Source organism: Ruminococcus flavefaciens, from assembly GCF_900119075.1.
Lineage (GTDB): Bacteria > Bacillota > Clostridia > Oscillospirales > Ruminococcaceae > Ruminococcus > Ruminococcus flavefaciens_Q.
Window position 1 is genome coordinate 261,612 of sequence record NZ_FPIP01000001.1, and the last position, 24,310, is coordinate 285,921.

The 24,310-nt window shown below is 46.6% G+C and carries 16 protein-coding genes; 10 read left to right on the forward strand and 6 right to left on the reverse strand.

Going from position 1 to position 24,310, the window contains the following annotated elements; translation table 11 throughout:
• Both BT105_RS01130 and BT105_RS01135 read left to right on the forward strand, forming a co-directional pair.
• Complete coding sequence (locus BT105_RS01130) at positions 1 to 318, forward strand: TfoX/Sxy family protein (RefSeq protein ID WP_072299014.1); 318 nt, start codon at positions 1 to 3, stop codon at positions 316 to 318.
• A gap of 14 nt (positions 319 to 332) precedes the next feature.
• A complete protein-coding gene (locus BT105_RS01135; protein WP_072299015.1) occupies positions 333 to 3,224 on the forward strand; it encodes a family 43 glycosylhydrolase in 2,892 nt (963 codons plus the stop codon).
• 402 nt (positions 3,225 to 3,626) lie between these two features.
• Here the strand turns inward: BT105_RS01135 and BT105_RS01140 are convergent, their stop codons facing one another.
• A complete protein-coding gene (locus tag BT105_RS01140; RefSeq protein WP_072299016.1) occupies positions 3,627 to 4,670 on the reverse strand; it encodes a tyrosine-type recombinase/integrase in 1,044 nt (347 codons plus the stop codon).
• A gap of 354 nt (positions 4,671 to 5,024) precedes the next feature.
• On the opposite strand from BT105_RS01140, the gene BT105_RS01145 reads away from it, so the two are divergent.
• From BT105_RS01145 to BT105_RS01160, 4 genes are all read left to right on the forward strand, one after another.
• Positions 5,025 to 5,693 (forward strand): response regulator transcription factor, encoded by a 669-nt coding sequence (locus tag BT105_RS01145; RefSeq protein WP_072299017.1) that lies wholly within the window; start codon positions 5,025 to 5,027, stop codon positions 5,691 to 5,693.
• Positions 5,694 to 5,773: 80 nt separating this feature from the next.
• Positions 5,774 to 6,688 carry an ABC transporter ATP-binding protein gene (locus BT105_RS01150; RefSeq protein ID WP_072299018.1) on the forward strand — a complete coding sequence of 305 codons (915 nt, stop codon included), beginning with the start codon at positions 5,774 to 5,776 and terminating at the stop codon, positions 6,686 to 6,688.
• Positions 6,681 to 7,403, forward strand: coding sequence for a hypothetical protein (locus BT105_RS01155; protein ID WP_072299019.1), 723 nt, complete (start codon positions 6,681 to 6,683; stop codon positions 7,401 to 7,403). Before BT105_RS01150 ends, BT105_RS01155 begins: the two co-directional genes overlap by 8 nt.
• A gap of 34 nt (positions 7,404 to 7,437) precedes the next feature.
• Positions 7,438 to 8,289 (forward strand): sensor histidine kinase, encoded by an 852-nt coding sequence (locus tag BT105_RS01160; RefSeq protein ID WP_177243903.1) that lies wholly within the window; start codon positions 7,438 to 7,440, stop codon positions 8,287 to 8,289.
• 291 nt (positions 8,290 to 8,580) lie between these two features.
• Here BT105_RS01160 and BT105_RS01165 read toward each other — a convergent pair whose 3' ends face one another.
• The gene (locus BT105_RS01165; RefSeq protein ID WP_072299021.1) at positions 8,581 to 9,855 is read right to left on the reverse strand and encodes an aspartate aminotransferase type Ic; all 1,275 of its coding nucleotides are present in this window, start codon (positions 9,853 to 9,855) and stop codon (positions 8,581 to 8,583) included.
• A 330-nt stretch (positions 9,856 to 10,185) separates the two neighbouring features.
• On the opposite strand from BT105_RS01165, the gene BT105_RS14600 reads away from it, so the two are divergent.
• Both BT105_RS14600 and BT105_RS01180 read left to right on the forward strand, forming a co-directional pair.
• Positions 10,186 to 11,754 (forward strand): dockerin type I repeat-containing protein, encoded by a 1,569-nt coding sequence (locus tag BT105_RS14600; protein ID WP_081367752.1) that lies wholly within the window; start codon positions 10,186 to 10,188, stop codon positions 11,752 to 11,754.
• A gap of 123 nt (positions 11,755 to 11,877) precedes the next feature.
• Positions 11,878 to 12,795 (forward strand): tetratricopeptide repeat protein, encoded by a 918-nt coding sequence (locus BT105_RS01180; protein WP_072299022.1) that lies wholly within the window; start codon positions 11,878 to 11,880, stop codon positions 12,793 to 12,795.
• Positions 12,796 to 12,807: 12 nt separating this feature from the next.
• Here BT105_RS01180 and BT105_RS01185 read toward each other — a convergent pair whose 3' ends face one another.
• Positions 12,808 to 14,874 carry an Eco57I restriction-modification methylase domain-containing protein gene (locus BT105_RS01185; RefSeq protein ID WP_072299023.1) on the reverse strand — a complete coding sequence of 689 codons (2,067 nt, stop codon included), beginning with the start codon at positions 14,872 to 14,874 and terminating at the stop codon, positions 12,808 to 12,810.
• Between the two features lie 296 nt (positions 14,875 to 15,170).
• On the opposite strand from BT105_RS01185, the gene BT105_RS01190 reads away from it, so the two are divergent.
• On the forward strand, positions 15,171 to 17,135 hold the full coding sequence (locus tag BT105_RS01190; protein WP_072299024.1) for a putative bifunctional diguanylate cyclase/phosphodiesterase: 1,965 nt from the start codon (positions 15,171 to 15,173) through the stop codon (positions 17,133 to 17,135).
• Between the two features lie 588 nt (positions 17,136 to 17,723).
• Positions 17,724 to 19,331, forward strand: coding sequence for a cellulase family glycosylhydrolase (locus BT105_RS01195; RefSeq protein ID WP_072299025.1), 1,608 nt, complete (start codon positions 17,724 to 17,726; stop codon positions 19,329 to 19,331).
• A gap of 60 nt (positions 19,332 to 19,391) precedes the next feature.
• Here BT105_RS01195 and BT105_RS01200 read toward each other — a convergent pair whose 3' ends face one another.
• The 3 genes from BT105_RS01200 to rlmB all read right to left on the reverse strand — a co-directional run bounded on the left by BT105_RS01200 (position 19,392) and on the right by rlmB (position 24,187).
• Positions 19,392 to 20,828, reverse strand: a complete 1,437-nt coding sequence (locus tag BT105_RS01200) for an LCP family protein (protein WP_072299026.1) — start codon at positions 20,826 to 20,828, stop codon at positions 19,392 to 19,394.
• Between the two features lie 61 nt (positions 20,829 to 20,889).
• The gene (locus BT105_RS01205; protein WP_072299027.1) at positions 20,890 to 23,415 is read right to left on the reverse strand and encodes a hypothetical protein; all 2,526 of its coding nucleotides are present in this window, start codon (positions 23,413 to 23,415) and stop codon (positions 20,890 to 20,892) included.
• Positions 23,416 to 23,425: 10 nt separating this feature from the next.
• Positions 23,426 to 24,187 carry a 23S rRNA (guanosine(2251)-2'-O)-methyltransferase RlmB gene (gene rlmB / locus BT105_RS01210; RefSeq protein ID WP_072299317.1) on the reverse strand — a complete coding sequence of 254 codons (762 nt, stop codon included), beginning with the start codon at positions 24,185 to 24,187 and terminating at the stop codon, positions 23,426 to 23,428.
• Between the last annotated feature and the right edge of the window lie 123 nt (positions 24,188 to 24,310).

Below are 24,310 nucleotides of genomic sequence, written 5' to 3' on the forward strand. Positions count from 1 at the left end.
ATGGCATCATCAAAGAATTATCTTGAATACGTACTTGAACAGCTTTCAGAGCTTAACGACATAACATACCGTGCTATGATGGGGGAGTTCATTATCTACTATCAGGGCAGAGTCATCGGCGGAATCTACGATGACAGATTTCTTGTGAAGAACACGAAAACTGCAAGAGCACTCATGCCCGATGTGTCCCTTGAACTTCCCTATGAGGGCGCAAAGGAAATGCTTCTTGTGGAGGATATCGAGAACAAGGCTTTTCTTAAGGAATTATTTGAGGCAATGGTAAACGAACTGCCATTGCCTAAGAAAAAAAGTAAATAGAGGAGGTTTAGGGAATGAACAGACTGAAAAGGCTGCTTGCAGCTGCAAGCGCCGCTGCGCTTGTATTTGCGGCTTGTCCTGTTACCGCGCAGGCGGCGGTGACGGCGGACTTCGCAGACGAATACGGCGAAGTCATCAGCGGAGCGGACTACACTATCATGGTTCGGCTCAGCGGCAAGTACATAACAGCGGCAAATGACGGAAATGTCCACCAGTGGGAGAAGTTAGGCGACGAATCACAGATATGGCACATTGAAAGCGTAGGCAGCGGAAAATGCTGTATACTTTCGGGCAAGGACAGAAGTCTTGCTCTTACTGTGGAAAACGGCGACTCCACCAACGGCAACAACATCTATCTTTCGGAGTACAAGGATACTGCGGCTCAGCATTTTTTACTCCACCGCACAGATGACGCATATTATATCACAGCGGAGTGCTCGGGCAACGCGGCTCTGGACGTCTATGACATAAGCTATGAAAACGGCGCTAACATTGACCAGTGGGATTACTGGAAGGGCGAGGGACAGAAGTTCTATATCCGTCCTGTTGGCGGCGATTTCAGGTTCGTTTGCGGCGACCTTAACTTTGACGGAGCTGTGGACAGCTTTGACCGTATCATAATGCAGCGCGGACTTATCAGCAGCTTCGATGATACCATGTCTGCAATTGCCGATATGAACGGCGACGGAGCAGTAAATACTGCGGATTTAGTCCTGCTTACAGGCTATATCCTCGGAAAACAAGCCGATATACAGACCTACAGCACTATTTCCACCGAAAAGCCTGATGTGGCGTATCTTTTTGCATACTTCCTCGGCAATGCTCCCGAGCAGGAGCGCCTTTCCTACGCGGTCAGCACTGACGGCTACAATTTCAAGGCGCTTAACGGCGGCGGAGCTGTATGGAAGTCCAGCGTAGGCACTGAATGTCTCCGCGATCCCTATATTTTCAAGGGTGAGGACGGCTTCTACTATATGCTTGCCACGGATATGAAGTCCTCCCTTGGCTGGAACAGCAACCGTAATCTTCTCAGCGCCAAGTCCACCGACCTTGTACACTGGTTCGATGAGACAAGCATTGAAATAGCAAACAAATATCCTCTTATGCAGGGGGCTGACCGTGCGTGGGCTCCGCAGGCTATATACGATCCAGAAAAGGAGTCCTACATGATATACTTTGCGGCGAGAGTACCCGGACGTGACAACAGGACTATCATGTATTACGCCTACAGTAAGGACATGAAGCGCCTCGATACCGAGCCGGCGCTACTCTTTGCTCCAAAGAACGGCAACGACGCTATCGACTCCGATATCATTTATCAGAAGGGCAAGTACTATATGTACTACAAGAACGAGACAAACAAGCGTATTTATCTTGCCACAGCCGACCACGCAAGCGGTCCTTACAGCGAGATAAAGCAGGTATCTGAGGGCGATATCGGCGTTGAGGGGCCGAATATCTATAATCTTATCGGAACCGACAAGTGGCTGATGATGTCCGACGCATACGGCAACGGCTATTATGTAATGCAGGAGACCACTGACCTTGAGAACTTCAAAACTGTCAGCCGAAACAGCTACAGCTTCAACTTTACGCCCCGTCACGGATATGTTATCCCTATAAACGGTGACCAGTACAACGCGCTTATAAGCGCATATCCCTCGGCAGGTCTTACTCCTATAAACACAGGAATAAAGAATCCTACAGTAAATGTAAGGGCTGGCGAACCGCTGAAAATGCCTGAGACTGTCACGGCGACATACACAGGCGGCGGCAGGGGCGAACTGAGCGTTGACTGGGACAGCTCTGCTGTCAGTAATGTCAACACTGAAAAGGCTGGAACTTACACCGTAAGCGGCACGGTAAAGTCAAGCGCGGAGCTCTATGCCGATCCCTTTATAAAAGAAAGAGCCGATCCCTATGTGGTGGACGGCGGTGACGGATACTTCTATTTTACGGCTTCTTATCCTGCTTACGGCAGCGTGGATAAGGGCTATGACCGCATAATCCTCCGCAGGAGCAATACCGTGGGCGGACTTGCCAATGCTGAGGAAAAGACCATTTGGAAAGCACATACCAGCGGCATACTTGCCAAGCATATCTGGGCTCCCGAGATGCACAAGATAGGAAACTCTTGGTATATGTTCTTTGCGGCAGGCGCCAGCGGAGATATATGGGCGATTCGTCCCTATGTACTGAAATGTGACGGTGATCCCTACACAGGAAACTGGACGGAGTGCGGACAAATGCAGGCAAGTGCAGGGGACAGCGAATCCTTTGCGAACTTCTCCCTTGATATGACTTACTTTGAAAACAACGGTAAGCACTATGTTATATGGGCAGAAATAAAGGGCGATTCTTCGCTGTTCATGGCAGAGATTGATCCTGCACAGCCGTGGAAACTCATATCCAAGCCCATACTCCTCACCAAGCCCGAGTATAAATGGGAGCTTGTAAACAACCGTGTAAACGAGGGTGCGGCGGTTCTGAAAACGGATAAAAAAGTGTATGTATTCTTCTCGGCTTCGGGAACGGGTTCGGAATACTGCGTAGGCAGGCTTGAAGCGGATATTGATTCAAATCTTATGGATACAAAGAGCTGGAAGAAGCTGACAGAGCCTGTGCTTTCAACAGCCGATGTCAAGGGCAAGTCGGGACCTGGCCATAACAGCTTTGTGACCGATGAGAAAGGAAATTTGCTTATCGTGTATCATGCACGTCCCGACAGCCATGCTTCACAGGGCTGCGGAACCTATAACAAGGATCCGCTGTATGATCCGTGCAGACATACCCGTATCAAGCGAGTTGTTTTTGACGGAAACGGCGATCCTGTTCTGAATTTAAGCGATGAAGCGGAGCTTTCTGCGGCAAATAAAAAGGTCACAGCAACAATTATTGTTAGCTGAATAAAAGTGTAACGCGATAACTTGCCGAGCCTATGAACGGGATGCCAAATGGACTGTGTTCCTTTGGCGGAGTGACTCCCCATAAAATGGGGAGATGTCCGTAGGACAGAGGGGACGTACCGGTAAGGTCAGAGGCGGCGCCTCTGGTGGGGGGCAAGCTTAACAAGCCCGTCCCCTTTGTCGCCGTGCGACATCTCCCCACACTGTGGGGAGTAACCCCGCAGTTACGAAGACGCTCCTAACAGGAGCGAGTCCCCTCTGTCAGCTACGCTGACATCTCCCTGTACCACAGGGAGTAACCGCAAAGGGGGAATCAAAAAAACAGTCCGGTGGACTGTTTTTTTTGAGAGGAAACGCCCTGCAAGAGAGGGCGTTCCCTAAACGGGCGGATAATATTCGCCCCTACAATGCTTTTAGCTGTAAACTGATTGCTGTATGTCTTAGCTGATGCGGATGGAAATGCGGAAGGCCGTGAGGCTCATTAAAATAGGTGAGCCAGCTTCTTGCTGCATCTACCTTGAGATGTTCTCCAAAGTAAACCGGAGAAGTAAAGACAGCTTTTTCATCCATGTTCCACTCTCCGCTATTATTGATCAACTTTTTCTTATAATCATTATAGTAATCAGAAAGCATCTTCATGATGCTGGCATCAAGATAAATCCATCGAACGCCGCTTGATGTTTTGCAGCCTTTCTTTATGACATAGCCCTCTTTAGTCTGAACATAGTGCTTGCAGATGTGTATGCGTTTATTGCAGAAATCAACATCTTCCCAGCTCAGTGAACAGATTTCCCCTATTCGGCAACCGGTTGCTATCATAAGACTGAAGAAAACCTGATAGGTATAGTTTGTTCCTTCTGAATAAAGAGCTTTGAAAAAATTCTGAAGTTCTTCTTCGGTCAGAGCCTTTATCTCTACCTTTTCCTTTTTGGGCGGTGCAGCATAAGCTGCATAATTTTTCGGAATTATACCTTCTTTTGTTGCAAATGCAAGAATTATGCGTATAACACTATGGATATATCTCACATGCTTCTTGCTTTTACCACATTCAAGGAGCTCGGAGTATAGCTTGTTCAGTACATTCGGTACGAGATTTTTCAGCTGAATGTGACCGATATGCTTCTCTATACTTTTGAGCACTTGTCGGTAGGCTATAGCTGTACCTTCAGTAATGTCGGACTTCTCTTTAATACTGATAGCATACTCCGCATATTCTGCAAAAGTGATTCTTGAATCTGTCAGAGTTTGTTCCTCTATACCTTTCTCGAATATTGCAGCTTGCTTCTCAGCATTCTTCCTGTTCCAGCTCTCGCTCTTGCTGTTGTCATATTTAATAGAGAGATTTCTGAAAAATTGCTTACCCGTTTCGGTATCGCGGTGATCAAACACTCTGATACGATATGAAGTTATCTTACCGTCTTTGTTTCTGCGTTCCTGAATGTTCATAAGCTCACCTCCGTTCCATTAGAGGTGATGATTTTAAATGACTGTCTGTACATAAAACTTTCCTTTCCGACAGTCGAACACTCTGCTGAAATTATACCACAGATTTTCCGACTTGTCACTACTTTTTTATTTGTGCATTTTTAAGATTCCTCGTAGCAATAGTCACTGCTGCAAATCTCTTTTCTCTGCAACTTTTTAACCTTCCCTGACCTAAGGGCGCACTTATATACCACTGACATGGTATGTTCGCTCTGCAATGCATAAGAAATAATCCCACAAATGATTTTCAAACTTGCAATTCACTAAAATAAATGATATAATAAATGCTATAATAAAAATGCTTAGAGGTGAACTATGTCCCACATTCTTATTATCGACGATGACGAACATATCAGCGGAATGCTCTCAGAAGCCCTGACTGCCGAGGGCTACACGATTTCCGCGGCATATTCGGGCACTGAGGCTCTTATGCTGCTCTCAAAAGAAAAGCCAGACCTGATACTCCTTGACCTTATGCTCCCAGGACTCAGCGGAGAGAAGCTTCTGCCTCAGATAAAGGATATCCCTGTTATTATAGTAAGTGCTAAAGCCGATGTTACAGACAAAGTGGAGCTTCTCCTCGGCGGCGCGGCTGATTACATCACCAAGCCATTCGATATGCAGGAGCTTCTTGCCCGTATCGCTGTACAGCTCAGAAAAAACAGCGGCAATAGGGACAGGGCTGCTTTGAGCTTCTGCGGTATAACGCTGAATACAGACACTCATACTGTTGATGTTAATGGTACAGAGATAAAGCTCACAAGGACGGAATATGCCATACTGAAGCTTCTCATGCAGAATCCCGAGCAGGTGGTGGCAAAGCTGACCATACTGGAGCGTATCAGCGATGATACTCCCGATTGTACCGAGGATTCACTGAAAATACATATCCATAATCTGCGCCGTAAGCTGAAAGCGGTAACAGGAAAAGAATATATCTCAGCGGTCTGGGGCATTGGCTTTATGCTGACGGAAAAATCTTAACCCTATCTTAACTGTTCCCTTAACCGGTTTCTTAACTTTTGTGTGATATACTGTTTTCAGAAACAAAAGGAGGTCATAATATGGACTATGTTCTGAAAACGAATGCTCTTTGCAAGCAATATAAGGATTTCAAAGCTCTCAGCGGCGTGACCATGAGCGTGCCAAAGGGCTCTATTTACGGATTTGTAGGCAGGAACGGCGCAGGCAAGACCACGCTGATACGCCTCATATGCGGTATGCAGTTCCCGACAGACGGCGAATTTGAAATTTACGGCGTAAAAAACACTGATGCCGCAATATCAGACTCACGCAAGCGTATCGGCGCTGTTGTGGAAACTCCGTCACTTTTCCCCGAAATGACTGCACAGGATAACCTGAAATACCAGTACAGACTGCTCGGGCTTCCAAGCTTTGAAGGGATAACGGAGCTGCTGAAGCTTGTAGGGCTTGAAAATACTGGCAAGAAGAAAGCTAAAGATTTCTCCCTCGGTATGAGACAGCGCCTCGGTATCGCAGTCGCTCTCTGCGGAAATCCCGATTTTCTCATTCTCGACGAGCCCATAAACGGACTGGATCCGCAGGGAATAATAGAGATACGCGAGCTTATACTAAAGCTCAACCGCGAGCGCAATATCACCGTCCTTATCTCATCACATATCCTTGACGAACTTGCAAGGCTTGCCACACATTACGGCTTTATCGACAAGGGTTCTATTGTCCGCGAAATGAGCGCAGAGGAGCTTGAAGCAGCCTGCAGAAAATGCATAAGAGTCACGGTAACGGCTACCTCTGCGGCTGTAAGAGCTCTGGACGATATGAAGCTTGAATACAATGTCACAGGCGACGACAGCATAGATATCTACGCCAAGCCAAGTATCACAAAGCTTGCGGCTTCGCTCGAGAAAGAGGGCTGCGAGATACTCAGCTGTACGGAACGCGACGAAAATCTTGAAGGCTTCTTTATTTCTCTTGTGGGGGGTGGCAGTGATGAGTAAGCTTCTTAATGCTGATATGTCAAGGATATTAAAGGCAAAGTCACTCTATTACGGAATGTTCATCACGGCTTTGCTGGCGGTATTGTTTGTATTTCTCAACAAGGAGGACAATGTATTCGCCTCTATTCCCGAAAGCGGAGCTCTTGTGATACTGCCGTTTTTCATCGGTTCTGTCATTGCTCTCAATGTATCTACCGAATTTACAAGCGGAGCTATACGGAACAAGCTTATCATCGGACACAGCCGTGTGAATATACTGCTTTCGTGGTCTGTATGCTTTACTATCGTGACAGTTCTGTTCTTTGCAGCATACGAGGGCGCGGCATTCGCTTCGGCAGCTATCATGTCATATGACCTGTCTGCGCTGAAAGCTGATATAGTTCTGGAAAACCTGCTGCTGGTACTGGTTCTGGTATTTACAAATATGTTCCTGAGTCTGCTGATATGCGTTATCATAGAGGACGTCCGCAGCGTAGCCGTAATGTTCATTTTGCAGTTCTCCATGATGATGATAGCTACCATCGGCGGTGAGGCTCTCAGCGACAGTGAGGCAGCGAAGCTGATATTCCGATTCTTCCCTCAGGGACAGATGAATGTGATGAGCATACTCACTGCTCCCGACAAACCGTGGCTGACTGCGATATGCACAATGTCAGCAGGAGCGGCAATGCTCATACTTTCCATAGTTTATTTCAGAAAACACGATATGAAATGAGGTAATTGAGTTGATTTATGTGATCTTTTTTGTCATGGCAGCTGTGATCGTATTTCTTACAGTCAAGGTCTGCCTTTTGAAAAAATCGGCAAAAGAGATCACAGCTGCAATGCCTGATATATTAAAAAAAGACACCAACAGTCTTATTGGTATATCAAGCCGCGACATGGATATGTGCAAGCTCGCCGACAGCCTCAACAAGCAGCTGAAAGAAGTCCGTGAACAGCAGCTTCGCTATGAGCTTGGCAATACTGAGCTGAAAAATGCCATTACTAATATATCCCACGACCTGAGGACTCCGCTTACGGCGATATGCGGCTATCTGGATATGTTCGGCAAGACCGACGTTACTGAGAAGCAGCAGCGCTATCTTGACATAATGCACGAGCGTGCCGACATGATGAAGCAGCTTACCGAGGAACTCTTCCGCTACTCGGTCATAGTTACCGACGGCACCGAAATGGAGTGTGAAAACGTCTTTGTAAATCAGCTTCTTGCGGAGAGTATCAGCAGCTTTTATCCTGCATTGAAAAGCAGCGGCATAGAGCCGAAAATAGAGCTGACGGAGCAGCGCGTGGAACGATTTGTCAACAAGGCGGCACTGTCAAGGGTTTTCTCGAATCTGCTTAACAACGCTGTTAAATACAGCGGCGGCGACCTTGAAATTTCCCTTTCCCATACGGGTGATATAACATTTTCAAACACGGCAAAGAAGCTCTCCGCTGTTGATGTGGAGCAGCTCTTTGACCGTTTCTACACAGTCGAAGCTGCACATCATTCCACAGGTCTTGGACTCTCCATAGCGCGTACTCTGGTGGAGCGCATGGGCGGCACTATTACTGCTGAATATAACAAGGAACGACTCAATATAATACTGAAACTTTGAAAGTGTAAGATTTCTGAAGAAAAAAGTCAGCTTGTACGGATTGTACAAGCTGTTTTGAAGTATTCGACTGTCATTTCATTATTATTGTGGGCAACAATGGGTCAACAAAGCTACCTTAGTCTGCAAAATATTGCCTAAAATGATTATAGAATAACTTGGATGTTTCGCAATATATCATCGTTTACGCAACTTAGCCATACATTGCTAAAAACTAAAAATTTAATTTAGATTTATACTAAGATTCAAATCAATGAAAAAGCCCTTTCGGTTCAAACCGAAAGGGCAATATTTTTATTCAGCCAAAAGCTTTTCAGCAGCTGCTATCTTTACGCAGATAACAAAGAGATCCATTGCCTTGCTGAGGTCCTCTATCGGAGGATATGTAGGAGCAAGTCTGATGTTCTTGTCGTCGGGATCAATACCGTATGGGAAAGTAGCGCCTGCGCCTGTAAGAGTTACGCCTGCTTCACTGCAAAGTGAAACTATTCTCTTTGCGCAGCCGTTAGGAGCGTTGAACGAGATGAAGTAGCCGCCCTTCGGAGTTGTCCACTGACCGATACCGAGAGGAGCGAGCTCCTTTTCGAGCTTATCGCATACGAGGTTGAACTTAGGAGCAATAATGCTCATGTGCTTCTTCATGTGCTCCTGCATATTTTTGAATGTGCCGAAGAACTTAACATGACGGAGCTGATTCATCTTATCGTGGCTGATAATGCTTATGCCGAGATACTTCTTGAGCTCGTCGATATTTTCCTTGCTGCCGCCCATAACTGCAACGCCTGCACCCGGGAAAGTAACCTTTGAAGTCGAGCCGAAAACGTAAACGATGTTCTCGTTGCCGACCTTCTTTGCTTCGTCGAGGATATTGAGGATATATTTTGGTGAGTCGGTGAGGTGATGAATACAGTAAGCGTTATCCCAGAAGATACGGAAGTCCTTAGCAGCAGGCTTGAGAGCAGCGAAACGCTTTACTGTCTCGTCGCTGTAGCATATGCCGTCAGGGTTGGAGTACTGAGGAACGCACCAGATACCCTTGACAGTCTCGTCGTTCTTAACGAGCTCCTCTATCATGTCCATATCGGGACCTGTGGGAGTCATTGGGATATTTATCATCTCAACGCCGAAGAACTGAGTTACCTTGAAGTGTCTGTCATAGCCTGGAACAGGACAGAGGAACTTTACCTTGTCGTACTCCGACCATGGCTTGCTGCCGAGGATACCCTTGTTGAAAGCACACTGAACAGCGAAGAACATAGCGTTGAGGCTTGAATTACCGAAGATGATGATCTCATCGGTGTTTACGCCGATCATTTCAGAAAAGAGTTTTTTTGCTTCTGGGATACCGTCAGGTACACCGTAATTGCGGACATCATTGCCGCATTCGCTCATAAAGTTGCCGTCGTCGAAAGCCTTGAGCATATCAAGACTGAGGGCGAGCTGTTCACTGCATGGGTTGCCTCTTGACATATTGAGGCAGAGTCCCTGACTCTTGAAGTCATTGTACAGCTTTTCGTTTTCACTTTTGAACGAAGCAAGCTCTTCTTTAGTCATCTGGGATAAATTCATTATCGGGATCTCACCTTTCAAATAATTAATAAGTGCAGTAATATGCACAAAATCTCCACATAACAGTATATCACAGCAAACCGACATTTGCAAGTGTCAATATAACAAATTATACTGAGAGAAAGCTCTATTTTTTGGCACTTTCGGCATTATTCGCCTATATATAGCGATATTCTCTTTTGGAATAGCAAATTGCACTAAAATACCAATGTTAATTTTTAATGAAAATCAAGTGATAACTATTGACATTTATGGGCAGTTTATATATAATATAATTATACAGATAAACTAAGGGGATGGGCATTAATAGTTTCAATAGGAGGGTTCTGTATGAAAAGATTAATCTCATCGACAATTTCATTCTTGACAGCATTAGCTATGACGGCAGGTGCAGGTACGGCAGGCGTGGTATGCGCCGTTGATGATACTGGAGAGGTCTCAGGATTTGAAGTGACTTTAGGAGACGCTGACTTTGGTTCTTTGACTTTGCCTGCTTCACCAAAGGCTCAGTCTAATTATAAAAGCGGCTCCTTTAACTACGGAGATCAGCTTGACGCCAATAATACTGCGGTCTACAATGAATTCGTGAAGCTCACTGTTCCTGACCTAACACCTATCGTTGTAGATCTGCCTGAAACTGTTACTCTTAAGGTTTCTGCGCTGCCTAATTCAGCGCGTTTTACAGACGAGGATCAGGAGAACTTCCAGCTGGCTGTATTCGGAGCCTGTAAGCCGGGTATAGATGCGGCGCTTTTTGACTGTCCCGAGATATACTGGATAGAGCCTTCTGGCATAAATATCGCTCTTGGCGAAGATACAGGCGTTACCTCCAGCTTCTGGACGGGCGGCTATACCCTGAAGATAAGGTCTCTGGAAATCACTCCTGCCTATCTTGACGGCTTCACCTCTCTTGAGGAGGCAAAGAGCTACGGTCCGCTTCTTGAAGAAGGTCTGGACAAGGTATCAATTGAGGGCTCAAACAGATACGAGCAGCTCAAAAGCATACACGACTACATAGCTAAATTTACAAATTACGACCTTAAGGCAAGGTTCAGCAGCTCTGCTCTCGGCGCTGTTGTTGAGCCCGGAGTTGTCTGCGAGGGCTATGCCGAGGCATTCAAGCTCATGTGTGACAGGCTGGATATCCCATGCGTATGCGTATTCGGCAACCTCATAGAGGAGGACAATACGGGACATATGTGGAATTACGTCAAAATGGAGGACGGCATATGGTACGCCATGGACGTAACATGGGACGACCTTGACGGCAAGTACGGCAGGGAAGTCAAGTATGATTATTTCCTGAGAGGTTCAAAGAGCTTCTCTGAGAAGCATACTCCCGAGTCTGATTATAAAATAACTCATTTTGAGTACCCCGAGCTTTCGGAAACAGATTATGTCCTGACTACAGGACCAAAGCAGACCACTACCACAACTACTACCACTACGACTACAACGACAAAGAAGCCGACTACAACAACTACCACCACTACGACTACTACAACCACAAAAAAGCTGACCACAACAACGACTACATCGACAACTACCACAACAAAGCCGACTACAACAACTACAACGACTACTACGACCGCTAAGCCAACAACCACCACTACAACAACAACGGCTAAGCCTACAACCACAACAACCACCACAACGGCTAAGCCGACAACGACCACAACTACTACAACGACTACGACAACAACTGCGCCGCCAAAACCGCTTATAGGTGACCTTAATCAGGACGGCGAGGTAAATGTTGCAGATCTCGTATATTGTCAGGGAACAGTAATCGGCAAGATAAAGCCTCAGCATTCCTGCGACGCTAACGGCGACGGCAATACGGATTCGTTCGACATCGTATTCATGAGAAAACTGCTCATTGCAGGCAAAGTGAAGTAACACGATACATCGTTTATTTTCTTTCAGTTCAAAGGTGAAAAAGGCTCTTACATCGTCTATCAGAGCCTTTTTCACTGTGTACACCAACAGTAAAGGGCTTTACAGAAACGGAGAAAGGATATTATGAAAAATGATTTCCAGAAACCCAAGGATAATCTGATGATACTGCGAGCCCTTGCGGCTTGGTGGATACTGGGGTTTTCCATTATATTTTCAGCCACAACGGTCATAGACCTGCTTTCATCGGCATGGAAGGACATTAGTATCGGCAGGGCGATGATGTTCCGCGTTGTATTTTCAGCTCTTTCGGCAGTTCCTCTGACGTTCATCGTGTATTTCTTGGTGATACCGCGAGTCAATAAGCAGTTCCGTATATTCAGAAAGATAGTTTCAAGGATATCCGACGAGGGCTATTCCGACACGGTAATAAAGGATATGGAGGCTCAGCTCCAGTTCTGCATGACTATGCCTACAAGCTACGCCACATACAGGAATCAGTACGCAATGTTCCTGACCGAGGCTTATATGTCTCTCCATGAGTATGAGCTTGCCGAGGAAAAGCTTGGCTGTGTGGATTATGAGTTCATGAAAAGCGAGCTCCGCGGCACAAATACCATATCATTACAGCGGAATATCCTGCTTATCCATGTTCTGAGAGTTCAGCTTGCCGCCGTAAGCGGCGATATAAAGCTGACCGAGGAGCGTGTAGCCAGCGGCGAAAAGGTCTTCGTATTATACCGCGACAAGAGCGAAATGATGAACTATCTTATAGATACGGCGTATTTCGAGTCCCTTTTAGTGCATGAGCAGTACGAAAACGCTGATAAGCTCCTTGAGAAATACAAGGACAACGAGGAACTGAGATTCGGATATCTGCTTGACAAGGGACGCTGTTATATGCGAATGGGCAGAACGGAGCAGGCTGAGAGCTACTTCAACGAAGCCTATTCCATGGCTACAAACGACTGGCGCAGGCGCACTATAGACCTTGAAAGAAACAATCCTATTTCTTCAAAAACAAGAAAAAGCACTCGCAGATAATGAGGTGATACCTCATATCAGCGGGTGCTTTTTGAAATCACGGCTGGTCTCGAATGAATCGTACTCAGCCCTTGATATTTCTACACATTCCGCCGCAAGTTCATCGACTTCGGCGGATTTTTTATATATTACGGGGAATTTTGCCACCTCTCCCGACTGAAAATTCAGAGTAGGGTTCAGCTGACCAAAAATATAGGCAAAAACCTTGGAATTGAGAAGTGCGCAGATGAAGTGCTTTTTGCCGCCAAGGTCAAAGATACAGCAGCCGCCGTTATCAAAGATATAGCCCTTTCTGAACTCGCGGATACTGAATTTGCCGCTGGTTAGAGTAGACCATGTAAGCCCTGCCTTTGTGAAATAGCGGTAATTCGCTACAACAGCAGTTGGGATAGCCCTTATCTCTGCGCCGTCGTCGAACCAGTCGATGACATAGTCGTTGAAGCCGTACCACTTCCGATAGCCGCCGCCCTTATTATAGGGAAACCAGCGTTTTTTCAGGGTTTCAGCCCTGTCAATGTAGCTGCTGTCAAGGTTAAGCTTGTTTTTGTCCACCTCGAACCATAGCCGCAGGAATCTGTCATTATCCGATGTGGAGTTGCCCTTACGCGGAGCTGCGATACTTCCCAGAGGCGGATATTTCGAGAAAAGTCCTCGGACGTTCTCGCTTAGCCAGTATGCCGCAGGAGCATTGGGCAGCTTGCAGAAATCCTCGGCGTCAGCCTTGAACACATAATTGCAGTCAGGAGAAGCTATAGCTTCAAGAAGCTTTTCACGCTGAACTTCAAGACCGCCGCGGAAGTCCGTAAGACGGAAGTAAACACCCTTGCACTCGGTTTTGCAGTTGCGCATTGTAAAGGCGCAGACAGGCACGGTAGCCTCCTCAAAGGCGGAATACTCGAACTGCACAAGACTTTCGAGAGTACGTTCGGTGAACATCATTCGGCGGAGCTTTTCGTAGCTCTGAATGAACAGCCAGACAAAGGGCGTAAGGAAGCCAAGATAGCCCACTGGCTTTGCAAGCTCGGTGCAGCGCTGTATAAAAGCGGAAAACAGGTCAGCACGGCTGTCGGGGTAATTGGCCTTGATGAAGCAGAGAAGCTGAGAACTCATATTTCCGCAGCTTAGATATGGCGGATTTGTCACCACGGCGTCGTATTTGCGTGTGAGGAGTTCATAGACCTTTGCCGCTTTTGTGCCATGTGTTTTGGGCGGTATGGTCGGTCTGAGAAGACTGCCGAAGAGCTCCGAACCCTCAAACTGCTGCGAAAAATCGTCTGCGCCTGCCAAATCCTCGGTATCCCAGAGATTCAGCTCAATATTACAGCTGAGTATCTCGGGAGCATAGTCCGCTGCTTTCATTATCAGCGCAAAATGGGACATTCTCCGCATACGGCTGTCAATATCCAGACCGAAGATATTCCGCGTAAGAGCGAGCTTTGCGGCTTCAAGGCGGTCATAGCCGCGGGAGATATACAGCTCCATGAACAGGTCGAGTGCAGCAGTGAGGATATTTCCGCTGCCCATGCATGGATCGAGAAAGGTTATATCCTCGGGAGCACAGGGGATAGCTTCGGTATCTCTTTGGATATGATAGGGGAGATTTGATGTATCAAATCCGCAGACTGACGAAAAAGCCTGACCGAGAGTATTTTCCGTCATATAGCGTACGATCCATTGGGGAGTGAATATCTGCGTAGCAGCTGAGATGTTCTCAGCGCCAACCTTGACATTGCGCTTCAAGCCGCTGAGTGCAGCCTCCTTTGCGTCGCTGTTGAAGTACTGATAGAGCCGTCCTATGAGCTGAACGTTGCTTTTCCACGATTCATCGGGGATATCGCCAAGCATTTTGCATACCTTATCAGAAGCTGATATAACTGCGCTTTCAACGGTAAGCCTTGGGAACACTTCGGGGAAAGCGTCGCTGAGTGCCGTTTTATCTATTTGCAGCTTATTGGCGGCAATGTATCGCATGGCAGCTCCGCGGAAAAAGGCTTCAAATCGAAGCTCATCGGAATCAAGTGCGCTGCGGAACTCATTTTTTACGGCTTCGGTGATATTTTTCAGCGATGACCTTTTCACGGTATCCCCCCCTTAAATCAAATAACATTATTATTATAACACACAGCGGCTTTTCTTTCAAGTGAAAAGGGAATATTGCCGATATAGTTCGTTTTGGGTAATATGCGAATTTTTTTGTAAACCATTGACAATTTACCGTGGGCGTGTTATAATAATTTTGTATTCAATGACTTTAGTTTAAATAAATTGCGTATAAGCGATATGTTTTTAGCTTATTATCAGTTAATAATTCGATTATTTACATCGCAGCTTGGCGGTAATACTGTTTCTATTTTTTTACAACGGGGGGACTACATATGAAAAAGGTCTTGAAATGGTTGTCGGACGGTCTCGGTTTTGAGAAGCAAAGCAAATATGTAAACGAGTATTTCTTCAGAGCGAATATGCGTGCGAGCATTTATATGTCCGTTGTTGTAATAGTTCTTGAAATATGGATGATAATCCGTATGACCAATACCATATTTGAGAATAATCTTCAGAGTAATTTCAAGCATTATTTCGAGAAGTATTACATCAATTATATAATTCTTCTGGTTTCGGGCGTACTTATGCTCCTGTTTTCACAGAGATATATCAGGGGAAAGACCAAGAATCACGCTCTCGGACAGTGCATAAAATGGGTATTTACCTTTATATGCATCTATTTCGGAGTAAAGATATCCATTAACGATTATGCAAAGGGCGAGCAGATACTTACTTTCCTTACTATGGAGCTTTTCTCCATGTGTCTGCTTACATGGAAGCCTTTGGCGGCGTTCCTTATCTCAGGCGGCTCTTATCTTTATTTCTTCCTGCGCATAAATGATATGGTGGCAGTTAATACGGGAGACCAGGGTACTACTATAGCAACACAGATAAACTTCTTTACCATGTGGATATCCACTATGATGGTATGTGTTGCAAATTATAACAACACACGTTTGCAGGCTATCAAGGACGAGAATCTTGAGAAGATAAACGCTTATCTCTCAAAGATATCCGTAGAGGACGAGCTTACGGGCATACATAATATGGTTTACTTCCGCTCGGAGGGCGCAAAGCTTCTGAATTATGTAACGACCGATAAGGACAATATCCTTTTCCTGTTCTTTGATGTCGAAAACTTTAAGTCCTACAACGAAAAGTACAGTTTTCAGGCAGGAAATGAGCTCCTTAGAAAGATAGCTCATATGATAGAAGATGAATTTGAAGGCTCGCTTGTTTCGCGCTTTTCCGACGACCATTTCGTAGTCCTTACCAGTGTTGACGGAGCTCAGAATAAGATAGGACAGCTTTCAGGGGAGATAAAGAAGCTACAGAAGGAAGTCCACCTTGAACTGAAATGCGGCGCTTATAAGCCCACGGACGATAAGGCTGATATCAGTCAGGCGTGTGACAGAGCACGTTTTGCCTGCAACAGTATCAAAAAGCATTATGACCGTACTTTGCGTTTTTACGATAAGTCCCTTGAGGACAAGTTCCAGCAGAAGCAGTACATCGTCAATAATATCGACACAGCTATTGAAAACGGCTGGATAAAGGTATTCTATCAGCCTGTTGTGGATACTTCTGACGGCTCTATTTGTGGTCTTGAAGCCCTCGCAAGGTGGCAGGATCCGAATTACGGACTTCTTCCTCCGGGTGCATTCATCGAGATTCTTGAAGAATACCGCCAGATATACAAGCTTGACCTCTGTATGGTAGAATCGGTTTGCAGGGATTACAGAGAGTCAGTTGAAAGCGGAAAAGCCTTTGTTCCTGTTTCGCTTAACTTCTCACGTCTTGATTTCGAGCTTTGCGACATCGTCGGAAATCTCTGCGAGATCGTTGAGAAGTACAACGTTCCAAAGGAATTTATAGATGTGGAAGTTACCGAGAGCGCTCTTACCGATCAGCAGGATTTCCTGCCGAATGCAATAAAGAGCCTCAGGGAAATGGGCTACAAGGTCTGGCTGGACGACTTCGGAAGCGGCTATTCATCACTGAATGTACTTAAAGATTATCATTTTGATGTTCTCAAGATAGATATGAAGTTCCTCAGAGGCTTTGACAGCAACGAAAAGACAAGACCTATCCTTGAAAATATCGTAGACCTGACCAAACAGCTCAGTATGGTATCGCTTACCGAGGGCGTTGAGACTAAGGAACAGTTCGATTTCCTTGCGAATATCGGCTGTAACCGCGCACAGGGCTACCTGTTCAGCAAGCCTCTGCCGCTTGAGGAGCTAAGACAGAAGATCGCCGCAGGCAAGCTTTCTATCTCAAAGCAATATGCAAAATAATATTAAGGCGCTTTCGTTTAACAGTAATACTTATATAGAAATTTTATGTTTATTATTGAGAGAACCCCTTTTGAAAAAGGGACCCTCTGACGGAGGACGTCCCCTCTGTCACTGCGTGACATCTCCCCGCACTGCGGGGAGTCACTCTCAAACTCTCTCCCTAAAACTTTCGTTTTGTTTTTTCACAGATAGGGCGCTCCTGCATTTTGCAGGGCTTTTTTATTATATAAAGCGCCCTATCTGCGAAAAAACCAGATAAAAGTCTTTGGAAAGGGGTATGGGGGAAACGCTTTCTTCAGAAAGGTTTACCCCATAAATAGCCATAAGCTCTATATTAGTGTTACGTTTATCGGAAGCGCCTTTTTATACAAACAAAATACGAATTTTTAACCTGCGGTGCATATTCTTCTGCGTTGATTTTTGCACTTTGAGTGCATAAAACGCCTTTGGAAATGCTGAAATAGTAATTTTGATACCGAAAATATTTAAAAATATCAAAATTCTGTTGTCAAGCATGACTTGTTGTGCTATAATTAATACAGAATATAAAAGTTGTTCACGGGACATTAATATTTAGGAGGAATAATTATGAAGAAACAGATCATCAGTACTGCTCTGGCACTTATGGTGCTCGGGGCGACAGTTCAGCCCTTTGGGCAGAGCGAGAAGAAAGCATTTGCCGCAGACAGCACTATGCGTGATATCTCGACTATGGATCTTGTAAAGGAAATGGGCGTAGGTATCAATCTCGGCAACACTATGGAGGCTTGCGGCGACTGGATAGCCGAGGTCGATGCAGAGTGGGGCGACGGAGTTCTCACTGTTGAGGAGTACGAAACAGCATGGGGAAGCCCTGTTGTTACTCAGAAAATGATTCAGGGCATGGCTGACGAGGGCTTCGGCGTGGTACGTGTGCCTGTAGCGTGGTCAAACCTCATGGAGGACAACTACAAGATAAACAAGGACCTTGACGCTCGTGTTCATGAGATAGTTGACTGGGTTATCGACGCGGATATGTACTGTATCATCAATATCCACTGGGATAACGGCTGGGTAAACACTTTCCCCGACAATAAGGACGAGTGCATGAAGCGCTATCAGACAATGTGGGAGCAGATATCCGACAGCTTCAAGGACTATGGCGACAAGCTGATGTTCGAGTCACAGAACGAGGAGCTGGGCTGGGAAAAGGTCTGGAACCCATGGGGCGGAACAGAGGGCAAGGCTGAGTCCTACGCTCTTGTAAATGAGATAAATCAGAAGTTCGTTGACGTTATCCGCAAGTCAGGCGGAAACAATCCGAAGCGTCATCTGCTGATATCGGGATACAATACGGGATTCGACCGCACCTGCGATCCTCTTTTCAAAATGCCGAGTGATCCTGCAAACCGCATGGCAGTATCGGTTCATTACTATACTCCCGCAGGCTTTGCTATCCTTGAGGATAAGGATGAGACATGGGCAAAGGCTCGCGCAACATGGGGTACAGACGAGGATTACAAGGAACTCAACGCGAATATGGATATGATGAAAAATGGCTTTATTGACAAGGGCATACCCGTTATCGTAGGCGAGTACGGCTGTCCTACAAAGGGCAAGGAGCCTGATTCAGTAAGACTTTTCATCAGCTCTGTTTGCAAGTCGGCATATGAGCGTGGACTTTGTCCTGTGCTCTGGTCAACTCCAGGCGGACACTATAACCGCGAGACCTGTAAAATGGAAGATCAGGAGCTGAGAAAGCTTCTCAATGAGATATCAGGCTTCAAGCCAAAGGCTCCTGCTGAGACAACAACGACAACTACTACAGCAACAACTACTACCACCACGACTACAGCAACAACAACTACTACATCTTCCACAACTACAACAACTGTAACAACTACAGCCGAGACAACCGCATCTACCACCAGCGTAACAACAACTGCCGAGCCTGTTGTTTCTACAACGACTACAGCTCCAAAGGCTGGCAAAAAAGGCGACGCAAACTGCGACGGCAATGTTGATATGTCCGATGTTGTACTGATAATGCAGTCTCTTGCAAATCCAAACAGATTCGGAGAGAGCGGCACAGACGAGCACCATATCACCCGTGAGGGAGCAGATAACGGTGACGTAGCAGGCGGCAATGACGGTCTCACCAGCGGCGACGCTCTTGAGATACAGCTTTTCCTTCTTGGTATCAAGTCCTCTCTTTAAAACCTAAAGAGGTGTATATCCCGTAAAAAGCCCACAGCTTAATGCTGTGGGCTTTTGCCTTTAATCTTTAGAAAAAACTTCCTTGTCGATGACTTCTCTGTTTGCACCGAAGTCTACCTGTAGTACGTTTCCTACGTCTACATCTGCACCTGTGAAGGTTCCCTCGGCAGGTATCTGTATCTGCTTTGTCTTGTATTTAAGAGCAAACGGTGCTCTCAGAGAAAGGAGATATGCCTTTGGTGTGGACATATTTGTAGCAACATCGGGGATAACGTCCGAAGCAAGGTTCTTGAAGATAGAGGGCTTGAATGTCTTCATCTTAGCGATGATAAGTGACATTACTCTGCGCTGGCGCTCTGTTCGCTCGAAGTCGCTGTTGCCTACCTTACGTATACGTGAGTAGGAGAGAGCCTGTTTGCCGTTGAGATGGAGCTTTCCGCCGCCGCTGAGCAGGTCTGCGTCGGGAGGATCGCCCATAAGACCATTTACCTCTGACATGAGGATAACGTTTATCTCCTGAGCTTCTGCGTCGCTTACCTCGATATCTATGCCGCCTACTGAATCCACAAGGGATACGAACGAAGCGAAATCAACGGAAACATAATCGTCGATACGCACATCGAAGTTGAGCTCGATAGTGTCCATAAGCAGGTCAGCTCCGCCGAATGCGTAAGCCGCATTGAGCTTGTTCCAGCCGTTATTCGGTATCTCAACATAGCAGTCGCGCATGAATGATGTCATGATTATCTCATTGGTCTTGCTGTTGAGGGATACCAGTATCATTGAGTCGGAGCGCCCTACCTCGTCAGCTGTTCTGCCGTCGGTACCGATAACGAGGATACTGCGGACATGACCTCTGCCGAGACTGTCAGCATAATGATTTCGGCTCTCTGAGGGCTTGTACTCCATTTTCTTTATGAGAGATACCGAGGTGCAGGAGTAAAGTCCGAAAAGAAGCAGGAAGAGTACAAGGACTGTCTTGAATAATCTGCCGACTATCCTGCGGAGCAGGGACTTGTGACGGCGCTTTTTCTTTTTAGGACGTTCCTCATGCTCAGGCTGAGGAGCGGCAGGTCCTTTGCGTTTCTGTGTCGGTCTTGGCGGCGGAGGCGGTGCTGCTTGTGGAGCAGCAGGAGGCGGATAATATCCGCCGTCGCTGTAGCCGCTGTATTCCTGAGGAGACTGCTGATTATAGTCGTAATACTGGGGTTCACTGTAATTTGGCTGCGGTGGGGGAGCAGAGTGGGGAAACTGTGGCGGCTGCTCTGAATGTGGGAACTGCGGCGGCTGTCCTGACTGGGGAAAGCGGGGAGCCTGCTGCTGCGGAGCACTGCTGCCTGACTGCGATGCAGCTCTGCGGTTTACTCTCCTTAGGGGCGGCAGCTCCTGTTTTGGCGGAGCGCTGTAGCCGCTTACTCCGTTGGGGAGCAGCATAGTATCCTGATTATCAGTGTTTGGAATGTTGTCCTCGTCTCTGCCATTATATCTGTTTGGCATTGTGAAGCTCCTTTCAATGTTTGAAGAACCCGTATCATAGCTGACACAGGTTCTTGTTACGTCATGTTTTTTTGAGACTTACGGCTATATATGTAAGCACTGTCCATGCCACGTTATAAACGATAAGGGCTGTAGCTGACATATACACGTAATTTGAGCGGAATGCTTTTGAAAGTATCAGCATCATACACAGCACAAAGCCGAGAAGTATTGAAGCTGTCTGTAAGATAAGTCCTATTATAGCCGAGGAATGAACTACCTTTGTGCCGATGAGAAGCTCGGCAAGTGAAGAAAATTTGCCTGTGGTAGCCATTGAAGAGCTGAGACGTACTGCCTTTTTAGTCTCCTCATAGAAGTCCTCGTGGAGCTTCTTCGGCAGTATCCTTGCCATTTCCTCGGGGATACCAAAGAGCTTGTTGAGCTTTTTCAGTGTTATACAGGGATCAATGCTCTTGATGAACATACATATCTTGTTCTTGCAGAGCTTTTTCGCCCATTTTTTCACATATCTGTCGGCAACGATGTCAACAACGAACATTGCCGCAAGGTTACCTGATATTGAAAGGTAAAGAGCGTCCTTGCCTTCCTCAACGAACTCAGCTTCCTGAGTTTTTGTGGGAACGCCCTCGATGTTATGGCTGGTCATTAGTTCGCGGTTGCCGAAGAGCACACGCTTGTTGTTTATCCAGCCGCACATTCCCATGCCCTCCTCATAGGAGTAATTCTCAATGGGATAAAGTGCACCATTTCTGCCAGCGATTACGTCTGTGAAGAGCTGTGACATGATACTTCCCGATGTAGCCGTAAGACTTGCGGCTTCAAGGAATGCTTCGTCCAGCTTTGTATTTGAGAATACCTTGATACCGTCCAGTCTGACAGTGCCCTCAGGGAATAGGGTAGATGCGTCAATGAGTATGGAGTTTGTATCGTAGAAATCGTCAACACTCTGATAGCCAAGCATTATGCCCTTATTCTGGATAGCGCTCTTGGAAACGTTCTCAAGAGGGATATTTACTACGAAAGGCATTGCGATACAGGAAGTAGCGCATATCAGCATACTGAATATGGAGAAGCCGAATGCCGCCGCGTCAAGAGTGGTTATGGTTCCCTTGCAGAAAATGGTAAGGAACAGTGCAACAACTATTGAAGCGAACAGACAGAGCGGTGAAGCTTTTTTGCAGAAATCGTCGGTCATATCCGACGAGTAGGTGTACCGCAGGAAATCCGTGAGGAAGTCCGTCTTGCGCATTGAAGCGAGGATAGGGAAGTCTCCGAGAGTTCCTCGGGTTATGCGCTCTGCTCTGTCCTCGTCCCTGACGTAGGTAACGCCGTGACGGTCAAAGTTTTTCGACACGAACTTGAAGTTTCTGGCGGCTCTCCTAATGATAAGGTGCTTGCCCAGCGCATTAATGAGAAGCGCAAGTATGCCCACAGGCATATAAATGTGTATGTTTTCAGAACTTACAAGGTCGGGACTTAGGAATGCAGGTATAATAGCTATCAGGCAGGAAAGTGCGGTGATAGCCGTCATAGAGTCTCCGTCAGCCTTGAAGCTCAGAAGCTTACGCAGTCCTTTTGTTATGACCGCTATGGACGAAATGATAGAAACAGTACCCAGTATAAGGTGGACAGTCAGGTATGACTTGATATTTGACATACTGAAGATATCCAGCGTGGGCACGTTGAACTGATTTGCCAGTGTAATGAAGAGACTGAGAAAAGCAGTCATTGCCAGTATCACAACACGTACTGAGATAGTGCTTTTCAGCTCGTAGATATCGCGTCCGACGTCCTCGACATCGCCGTAGTAGTTGAAGTCAACGATACGCTTTGTACGCTTGTTCTTGGAGTGCACCGACATATACTCGTCAGCGCCCTGAGTGATATGTACGTCCAGCTGAGTTGCGTCGATATCAGCCTTTTCGCTGAGATTTATGCTTGTGAGCTCAGCTCTCGGAGCAGGCTCAACAGGCTTTGCGGCTTCTACAGCTGCAGGCGAGGGGACGATGTCCGTTATCTGCTTTCTGCCCTCTGGGCTCTCAGCTTCGTTGATTATCTGAATGCGGCTTCGCTTTTTCTTCTTGAACTCAGGAGGAGTATACATATACTCTCCCTCGGGAGTTTCTCTTGCGTAGGTATAATTATCCTTTTTGCCGCGGCGAGTTTTCTTGTTCTTTTTGTTCTCTATCTCCTTGGCACGGGTGGAATCGCTCATACGCCTTATTTTAGGCGCTTCATCGGGAGTCATCTGCACGGGGGTTATAGTTCCCGAGGGTATGACCTTCCGCTGAGGATTGGTGCGTATCTCGCTCATTGCGTCGGAGCTTACCACAGCCACCTTATGTCTTGAAAGGTCGGCAGGCTTTACCTCGTCGGCAGGAGATTCGTTTCGGTGCGCGTTATCGAAAAGAGCGGATTTTTCATGTGAGATAGGCGGTCTTGAAGCAGGTCTTTTGACAAATTCAGGAGCGTCTACCGTAGAATTTATTATTTTCTGGGCGTCAACTCTGCCCACTTTATTAGGTTCAAGAGAGTCGGGAGAGTATTCGTCAAGAATAGCCTCCAGCGACGGTTTCTGTTCTGACATATTTATCTCCTTATTCAGAGCCTCTGCGCTGGCGCAGTACCTCGTACATGAAGATACCTGCCGCCACGGAGGCATTGAGTGAATTTATCTTTCCAAGCATCGGGAGCTTTATCATGAAATCGCATTTTTTCTGTATCAGCTTGCTCATGCCGAAGCCCTCTGAGCCGATAACAAGGGCAACTCCCCCTGTGAAGTCGGTCTCGGAGTAGTCCGTGCCCGAAGCGTCGGTGCCGTATATCCACACTCCGTTTTCCTTGAGGGTGTCGATACAGGAGGCAAGATTTGAAACTCTTGCCACAGGCACATAGCTTGCCGCGCCTGCTGATGTCTTAAAGACAGTAGCGTTCAGCGAAGCGCTCCTGCGCTTTGGGATAATGACTCCGTCAGCGCCCGATGTTTCGGCAGTACGGATTATAGCTCCCAAATTATGAGGATCCTCGATCTCATCGCAGATGATAATGAAAGGCTTGGTGCCCTTTTTCTGCGAAACGGCAAGAATATCCTCTACCGTAACATACTCTCCGCAGGCGCCCTCGGCAACTACTCCCTGATGAGAAGCGCCGCCTGACAGGCGTGAGAGCTTTTTATCGTCAGCGTCTTTGACTACGACGCCGTTTTCCTTTGCAAGTCGGCGGATAACACTTAGACTGCCGCCGTTTCCGTCGATATAGACCGTGTCGAGATTAGCTCCCGATTTCAGCGCTTCTATGACGGGATTACGTCCGCAGATCATATTCTGCGGCATTTCCTTGATATTTTTCTCTTTTTCCATATTTGACAGCGAGCGCGAAACGCTCATGCTCCTTTTGTTCTGTTTTTGTTTCTGAAACCAATTAATGCCTGCGAAAATCCTGTTTTTTATAAAGAATTTGCGCTCTCTGAACATAGTTCAGGG

Bases quoted from the DNA above. Each gene is read 5' to 3' on its own strand.
- BT105_RS01130 (WP_072299014.1), top strand. From the start codon at position 1: ATGGCATCATCAAAGAATTATCTTGAATACGTACTTGAACAGCTTTCA.
- BT105_RS01135 (WP_072299015.1), top strand. From the start codon at position 333: ATGAACAGACTGAAAAGGCTGCTTGCAGCTGCAAGCGCCGCTGCGCTT.
- BT105_RS01140 (WP_072299016.1), bottom strand. From the start codon at position 4,670: ATGAACATTCAGGAACGCAGAAACAAAGACGGTAAGATAACTTCATAT.
- BT105_RS01145 (WP_072299017.1), top strand. From the start codon at position 5,025: ATGTCCCACATTCTTATTATCGACGATGACGAACATATCAGCGGAATG.
- BT105_RS01150 (WP_072299018.1), top strand. From the start codon at position 5,774: ATGGACTATGTTCTGAAAACGAATGCTCTTTGCAAGCAATATAAGGAT.
- BT105_RS01155 (WP_072299019.1), top strand. From the start codon at position 6,681: ATGAGTAAGCTTCTTAATGCTGATATGTCAAGGATATTAAAGGCAAAG.
- BT105_RS01160 (WP_177243903.1), top strand. From the start codon at position 7,438: ATGGCAGCTGTGATCGTATTTCTTACAGTCAAGGTCTGCCTTTTGAAA.
- BT105_RS01165 (WP_072299021.1), bottom strand. From the start codon at position 9,855: ATGAATTTATCCCAGATGACTAAAGAAGAGCTTGCTTCGTTCAAAAGT.
- BT105_RS14600 (WP_081367752.1), top strand. From the start codon at position 10,186: ATGAAAAGATTAATCTCATCGACAATTTCATTCTTGACAGCATTAGCT.
- BT105_RS01180 (WP_072299022.1), top strand. From the start codon at position 11,878: ATGAAAAATGATTTCCAGAAACCCAAGGATAATCTGATGATACTGCGA.
- BT105_RS01190 (WP_072299024.1), top strand. From the start codon at position 15,171: ATGAAAAAGGTCTTGAAATGGTTGTCGGACGGTCTCGGTTTTGAGAAG.
- BT105_RS01195 (WP_072299025.1), top strand. From the start codon at position 17,724: ATGAAGAAACAGATCATCAGTACTGCTCTGGCACTTATGGTGCTCGGG.
- BT105_RS01200 (WP_072299026.1), bottom strand. From the start codon at position 20,828: ATGCCAAACAGATATAATGGCAGAGACGAGGACAACATTCCAAACACT.
- BT105_RS01205 (WP_072299027.1), bottom strand. From the start codon at position 23,415: ATGTCAGAACAGAAACCGTCGCTGGAGGCTATTCTTGACGAATACTCT.
- rlmB (WP_072299317.1), bottom strand. From the start codon at position 24,187: ATGGAAAAAGAGAAAAATATCAAGGAAATGCCGCAGAATATGATCTGC.